Genomic DNA, 6,934 nt, shown 5'->3' with positions numbered 1-6,934 from the left:
GCTGCGCACCGAGAACGGAGAAGCCCGGAGAACGGAGAAGCCCGGAGAACGGAGAAGCCCGGAGAACGGAGGAGCGCCGGAGACCTTGGGGAGGTCTCCGGCGCTCCGGTGACGGGTGCGAGGGCCCCCGTCAGTGGCCTGTCGGTGAGGGGTTGATCAGTTGTGCACCGACGCGCCGCCCTTGCAGGACGCGGAGGTGATGCCGACGGTGATGATGTTGTTGCCGCAGACGTTGATGGGGGCGGAGATCGGCACGATCACCTGGTTGCCTCCCAGGATCGAGCCGTTGCCGCTGGTGTGGTTGTTGTTCCCGACGCCGCCGCCGTGGTGGTGGTGGCCGTGCCCGTGGCCGTGGCCGCCGCCGTAGGTGGAGGCGTAGGCGGGCGTGGAGGCCAGGGCGGAGCCGACGACCGCGAAGCCGAGGATGCCGGTGGCGGCGAGCTTCTTGAACATGAGAGTCCTCCCGTACGTGGGCTTAGCGGGCCCGTTCTGACATTGCCGACGTCGCCCGCGAAGACGACGTCGCGTACGGTAGTTACGCAGCTACTCTCAGGTAGGACAAGTCCGTCCCCCATCCCGAAGGCAAATGGTCACCATGGGGTAATCAAGTCGTTACGGGGTGTGACCCCTTTGACCGCTTTTGACTAGACCTGTCTCGTAGGCGAACACGACCGCCTGCACCCTGTCGCGAAGGCCCAGCTTCATCAGGATCCGTCCCATATGCGTCTTGACCGTGGCCTCCGAGACGTAGAGCCGGCCCGCGATCTCCGCGTTCGACATCCCGCGCGCGACGAGCCGCAGCACCTCGCCCTCACGCTCCGTGAGGGTCTCCAGCGCGCCGTTCGCCTTCTCCGCCGCGTCCGGCAGATGCACCGCGAACCGGTCCAGGAGGCGCTTCGTCGTGCTCGGCGCCACCACCGCGTCCCCCGAGTGCACCGCCTTGATCGCCTCGATGAGCTGCGCCGGCCCGGCGTCCTTCAGCATGAACCCGCCGGCCCCGGCCTTGATCGCCGCGAACGCGTACTCGTCGAGGTCGAACGTGGTCAGGATGACGACCTTCGGCCCGGCCTGCGCGACGACCAGGCGCGTCGCCTCGATCCCGTCCATCCGCGGCATCCGCACGTCCATGAGCACGACGTCGGCCCGCGTCGTCCGGAGCAGCTCCAACGCCTGCACGCCGTCGCCCGCCTCGCCCACGACCTCGATGTCGGGCTGCGCGTCCAGCACCATCTTGAACCCGGCCCGCACCAGCTCCTGGTCGTCCACGAGCACCACCCGGATGGGCCCCGCCGGCTCCGCCAGGTCATCAAAGTCCGTCATGCTCGCCCTCCGCCTCGTGTTCGGCCTCTGCCGCATCCGTCGCTTCCCGGCCCGTCCACCGCCGCGCACGGGTCACGCCGCGACCTCCTCGTGCACCGGGATCCGCGCCAGCACCTCGAACCCGCCGCCGGCGCGCGGGGCCGCGTGGACCTCGCCCCCGTACACGGCGACGCGTTCCCGCATCCCCGCGAGGCCGTGGCCGCGGCCGTCGTCGAAGGCCGCCGCGCCGCGCCCGTCGTCCCGCACCCGGATCTCCAGCGCGTCGCCGCCGTACCGCAGCAGGACCGCCACGTTCGCGCGCGGCCCGCCGTGCTTGAGCGTATTGGTCAGCGCCTCCTGGACGATCCGGTAGACGGTGAGCTGCCGGCCCTCCGACATGCCCGCCGGCGTCCCCTCCACCTGGTACGTCACCGCCAGCCCGGACGCGCGGACCTGCTCCACCAGGTCGTCCAGCTCGGCGACCCCCGGCTGCGGCGCGAACGCCCCCGCGTCGTCGTCCTCGCGCAGGACGCCGAGGAGCCGCCGCATCTCCGCCAGCGCCAGGCGTCCCGTCGAGGAGATCGTGTCGAGCGCCTGCCTGGCCCGGCCCACATCGGTGTCGATCGCGTAGGACGCCCCGTCGGCCTGCACCACGATCACGCTGACGTTGTGCGCGATGACATCGTGCAGCTCCCTGGCGATACGCGCTCTTTCGGTGGCCATGGCCACCTTGACCTCGTTGTCGCGTTCACGCTCCAGCCGCTCCGCCCGCTCCTCCACCGAGCGCAGGTAGGCGCGGCGCGTGCGCATGTGGAGGCCGAGCACGTACACCCCGGCCACCAGCAGCGTCATCATCACGAACGTGTACTTGCGGTCATCGGCGCCGGACGGATAGCGCCACGTGGCCATGCCCGCCCCGAGCTCGGCGACGAGCGCCGACGCGAGCCCCCAGCGGAACGAGCCGCCGGCCGTGACCGTGTAGACCCCGATCAGAACGGCGACGTTGGCCGGCACCGGGTACACACCCGTCACGCACTGAACGAACGACGTCAGCGCCACCACGGCGAAAACCGCGCGGGGGAACGTCCGGCGCAGAATGAGGGGAGCGGTCAGCGCGACCGTCACCGTAACGAACACGTACTTGTTCAGCCCGTAGGTCCCGCCCAGCAGTGAAGGCAGGGAGAGCAGTAGGACAGGGGCCGCGAAGAACGCGTCGACCAGCGGCTTCTTACGCCGCAGCCATTCCCACCCGTTCGCCACCATGCCGACAGGGTATGTACACGCTGGTCAGCCATGGATCAGCCGCAGGTCGGACGCACGTCCACCCCAAGGATGGCCATGCAAGCCCTTGGGAGACCGCACATGATGCCCCGCCGCACCAGGACAGCACAGCCGCACCACGGCGCCACAGCAGGCGGCGCAGGGGACGGTGTAGCTCGCGGTAACGTCACAGGCGTGGCGGCGTTGGTTTCCGAATGGCTGACATGGCGCACGGCGATGGAGCGGGCGCTGTACGGGGAGGACGGCTTCTACCGGCGCGGAGAACGCCCGGCAGAGCACTTCCGGACCTCGGTGCACGCCTCGCCGCGGTTCGCCGCCGCCATCGTCCGCCTGCTCACCGAGGTCGACGCCCTGCTCGGGCGCCCCGAGCGGCTGGACGTCGTCGACATCGGCGCCGGGTCCGGACGGCTGCTGGCCAACATCCTGGCCTGCGCACCCGACGACCTCGCCGCCCGGCTCGTCCCGACGGCGGTGGAGATCGCGCCGCGGCCCGCGGACGTCCCGTCCCGGATCACCTGGCGGCCCGACCTCCCCGAGCGCATCACCGGCCTCGCCGTCGCGAACGAATGGCTCGACAACGTGCCGCTGGACGTCGTCGAGCACACGCCGGACGGCGTCCGGACCATGCTCGTCGACCCGTCCACCGGCCTGGAGCGCCCCGGCCCCGTGCCGTCGGACGAGGACCGCGACTGGCTGGAGCGCTGGTGGCCGCTCCGCGACCCCGGGGACCGCGCCGAGATCGGCCACCCCCGCTGCAACGCCTGGGCCTCGGTGGTCGGACGGCTCTCCCGCGGGCTCGCGATCGCCGTCGACTACTCCCACGCGCGCGAGGCCCGCCCCGTGTACGGGACGCTGACCGGCTACCGCGACGGCGCCACCGTCCCCGCGGTGCCGGACGGATCGTGCGACGTCACCGCCCACGTCGCGCTGGACGCCTGCACCACCGCCGGAGAGCGCGCCGGCGCCACGTCCACCCTGCTGACCACCCAGCGCGACGCGCTGCGCGCCCTCGGCCTGTCCGGCGCCCGCCCGCCGCTGGACCTCGCCCACCGCGACCCGCGCGCCTACGTCGCCGCACTGTGCCACGCGGGCGAGGACGCCGAACTGATCGACCCGGCCGGCCTGGGCGGCTTCGGATGGCTGGCCCAGAGCGTCGGCATCCCGCTCCCGGCCATCCTCACCTGACCGCGCTCCACCGGCCGTGACGACGCCGACGCCGACGCCGCGAGTCGACGGCACTTTCGGCTCGTCGGCGCGTTGGGGTCTCAGCACTCCACGTGGAGCGCCTCCAGGCCGCGCAGGACGTAACCCGGCTTCCAGGCCGGCTCGGCCGCCAGGCGAAGGCCGGGCGCCGCGCGGAGCAGCGCGCCGAACGACTCGGCGAGCTCGATGCGGGCGAGCGGGGCGCCCAGGCAGTAGTGGACGCCGAGCCCGAACGTGATGTGCGGGTTCGGGTCGCGGGACAGGTCGAGCCGGTTCGGGTCGGCGAACACCGCCGGATCCCGGTTGGCGGACGCGAACTGCAGCGCCACCTCCGCACCCCGCGGGATGTCGACGCCGGCGACCGTGATGTCCTCCAGCACCCAGCGCTCGAACATCGGCGCCGGCGTGTCGTAGCGGAGCAGCTCCTCCACGGCCGTCGGGATGAGCGACGCGTCGGCGCGCAGCCGCTCCAGCTCACCCGGGTTGCGGAACAGCGACCACCAGCCGTTGCCGGTCGCGTTGACGGTGGCCTCGTGCCCGGCGTTGAGCAGCAGGACGCAGGTGCCGATCAGCTCGTCCTCGGTGAGGCGGTCGCCCTCGTCCGCAACCTGGGCAAGGGCGGTGATGAGGTCGTCGCGCGGCTCGTCCCGCCGGGCGCGGGCCAGCTGGCGCAGGTAGTCGGAGAACTCGACGGCGGCGCGGACGGCCGTGCGCTGCACGTCCTCCGGCGGGTTCAGCTCGTACATGCCGCAGATGTCGGCCGACCAGGGGCGCAGGAGGTGGCGGTCCTCGACGGGCACCCCGAGCATCTCGGCGATCACGTTCACCGGCAGCGGCTCGGCGACCTCGGCGAGCAGGTCGCCGCCGCCCGCGGCGGCCAGGTTCCCGGCCAGCTCGCCGGCGAGGCGCCGGATCGTCGGGCGCAGGCCCTCGACCATCCGGGCGGTGAACGCCTTCGACACCAGCCGCCGCAGCCGCGTGTGGACGGGCGGCTCGACGTCCAGCATCCCGGCCCGGATCAGGTCCCAGAACGGCTTGAGGAAGTCCGCCTCCGGCTCCTGGCCGAACTCCTCGTGGCTCGCGATGTGCAGGTAGGACCGTCCGAGCCGCCGATCGCGCAGCAGCGCGTCGACGTCCTCGTGCCGGCTGATCACCCACTGCCCGGTGGGCTCGTGGAAGAAGACCGGGCGCTCCTCACGGAGCCGCTCGAACGCCGGGTAGGGGTCCGCCACGAACTCAGCCGACCAGGGATCATACGCCACATCGCTCATGAGCATGAAGATATGCGCATCTCACCCCGACTCCGACACCTTGCCGCTGTTGGGGACGCCAGCCGCCGGAGGCTCGGGTCACCGTCTGCTCCCACTACTCGGCCGACCCGGTCCGCGGCGGCTGGCGCGCTCACATGGAGATCGGCGGTGCCGCCGATCGCTCCTCTAGTTGAAGCCGAAGGTGGACGGGAGCGGCCGCTGCCGGAAGAGACCCGCGGGAACGGCATCGGCGAGGGCCTTGTACCCGGCGGGGTTCAAATGCAGATGGTCACCCACGTCGTAGGCGGGCAGCAGCCGGCCGGTCACGGCCGGATCGCGCGACGCCCGATCGAAGTCGATGACCGCGTCGAAGCGGCGGCTGGTGCGGATCCAGGCGTTGACCGCCTGCCGCGCCCGCTCCCTGTACCCGTCCGGGTCGTCGTACATCGTGTTGCCGCCGAACGGGGTCAGCGTCGCCCCGTACACCCGGATGCCCTGCGCGTGCGCGCGGACGATGATCTGGTCGTAGGCGGCGATCAGGCTGTCCGCGACCTGCTTCTGCGCGTCCGGAGCGGCCTCCGCGGTGCCGATGTCGTTGACGCCCTCGAAGACGACGAGCCATTGGACGCCGCTCTGAGCCAGCACATCACGGTCCAGCCTGGCGAGCGCATTGGGCCCGAGCCCGTCGTTGAGGACGCGGTTGCCGCCGGCCGCCTGGTTCACGATGGCGATGTCGGACGTCGCCGGATGTGACTGCAACCGATCCAACAACTGGTCGGGCCAGCGGTCGTTCTTGTTCGTCGTGGACCCACGTCCGTCGGTCAGTGAGTCGCCGAGCATGACGGCCGCCGCCGTAGCGGGCTTGGCCCACACCTCAAGGCCGCTCAGGAAGTACCAGTGGTCAGTACGGGCCGCCGCAGACAAATCAGCGTCGTCAACACGATCACCGGCCACCATGTAGGACGTCGTCCTGGAGCCGGGGTGGGACGTGATGCTGGTAGACGCCTGACCGTCCGCCAGATAGAGCGTCACCGTCAGGACAGAGCGCGGCGCCACAGGGAACTGCAACGGGTCGGACACCATTTGCGCACCGACCGGGATGACCACGGACGAACGCCCATGGAAGGTCACGGACCGCGATGTCCCCGGCTCGATGGAGCCCACCCCGGCCTGCCCGTCGGCCGGGAGCGCCACCGCCACCTTCGTGATGGGCAACGCCGCGCCGCCGAAGGCGTTGGAGAACCGCAGCCGCAGGTTCCGCCCGCCGACGGAGACCCGCACGGTCTGCCGCAGGGTCGCGTCGTCGAAGACCCCGTCGTCCTGTGTGAACGGAGGCGGCGGCATGTTCCCCGGCTCGGTCAGCTGCGGCATCGACACCCAGCTGTCGACCCAGTGACCACTGATCTTCGGCGCGGCCGGCCCACCACCGTCCCGCGGCGCCCCTTCCGCCCCGGTTAACGACGCGGCGACGAGGGCCACCGCGAGCAGCAGCACGGCGACCATCCGACCGCCCGGATGCATCGAGTGTCGCGCAAGCGCATCCACTCCCCTGCCCCGGGCATGGGGTTCACGTCTCACCACACATCTCCGATCGCACTCTGCACACCAAGGCGAAGGCTTCGAAACCTTTCGATCTCTTTCGAAGCCCGTCGGCCGAACGTACGCCGGGCCGATCACCCCGTCAAGCAACCCAAGACGAGCCACACAAAGACACCAACCCCCACACTCAAACCCACCCAGCCACTAAAACCCCTCGTTCAAACCACTCAAGACAACCCACAATCCACCATTGACCACCCCCACAGGTCGGCGTACCTTACCCGAGAACCTGCCCGATACTTTTCGAAACTTTAAGCCGAACCCCCCGCCCAATCCCGCTGCAGTCCCACCAACCACACCCC

General features: G+C 70.9%; 6 protein-coding genes. 1 reads left to right on the top strand and 5 read right to left on the bottom strand.

The window, feature by feature from the left end:
• Positions 1-156: 156 nt before the first annotated feature.
• The 3 genes from ETD96_RS38345 to ETD96_RS38335 form a co-directional block, all read right to left on the bottom strand.
• Positions 157-453: a chaplin family protein gene (locus ETD96_RS38345; protein ID WP_138641394.1), complete on the bottom strand. Its 297-nt coding sequence runs from the start codon at positions 451-453 to the stop codon at positions 157-159.
• A gap of 159 nt (positions 454-612) precedes the next feature.
• Entirely contained in the window at positions 613-1,320 is a 708-nt protein-coding gene (locus tag ETD96_RS38340; protein ID WP_138641393.1) for a response regulator transcription factor, read from the bottom strand.
• Between the two features lie 72 nt (positions 1,321-1,392).
• Positions 1,393-2,562: a sensor histidine kinase gene (locus ETD96_RS38335; protein WP_138641392.1), complete on the bottom strand. Its 1,170-nt coding sequence runs from the start codon at positions 2,560-2,562 to the stop codon at positions 1,393-1,395.
• Between the two features lie 192 nt (positions 2,563-2,754).
• On the opposite strand from ETD96_RS38335, the gene ETD96_RS38330 reads away from it, so the two are divergent.
• Complete coding sequence (locus ETD96_RS38330) at positions 2,755-3,765, top strand: SAM-dependent methyltransferase (protein WP_338072654.1); 1,011 nt, start codon at positions 2,755-2,757, stop codon at positions 3,763-3,765.
• 80 nt (positions 3,766-3,845) lie between these two features.
• Here the strand turns inward: ETD96_RS38330 and ETD96_RS38325 are convergent, their stop codons facing one another.
• Both ETD96_RS38325 and ETD96_RS38320 read right to left on the bottom strand, forming a co-directional pair.
• On the bottom strand, positions 3,846-5,054 hold the full coding sequence (locus ETD96_RS38325; RefSeq protein ID WP_171069435.1) for a cytochrome P450: 1,209 nt from the start codon (positions 5,052-5,054) through the stop codon (positions 3,846-3,848).
• 165 nt (positions 5,055-5,219) lie between these two features.
• Complete coding sequence (locus tag ETD96_RS38320) at positions 5,220-6,710, bottom strand: SGNH/GDSL hydrolase family protein (RefSeq protein WP_205719674.1); 1,491 nt, start codon at positions 6,708-6,710, stop codon at positions 5,220-5,222.
• Between the last annotated feature and the right edge of the window lie 224 nt (positions 6,711-6,934).

It is taken from the genome of Actinomadura geliboluensis (assembly GCF_005889745.1).
Taxonomy (GTDB): Bacteria; Actinomycetota; Actinomycetes; order Streptosporangiales; family Streptosporangiaceae; genus Spirillospora; species Spirillospora geliboluensis.
This window is presented reverse-complemented; position numbering and strand designations above follow the sequence as displayed.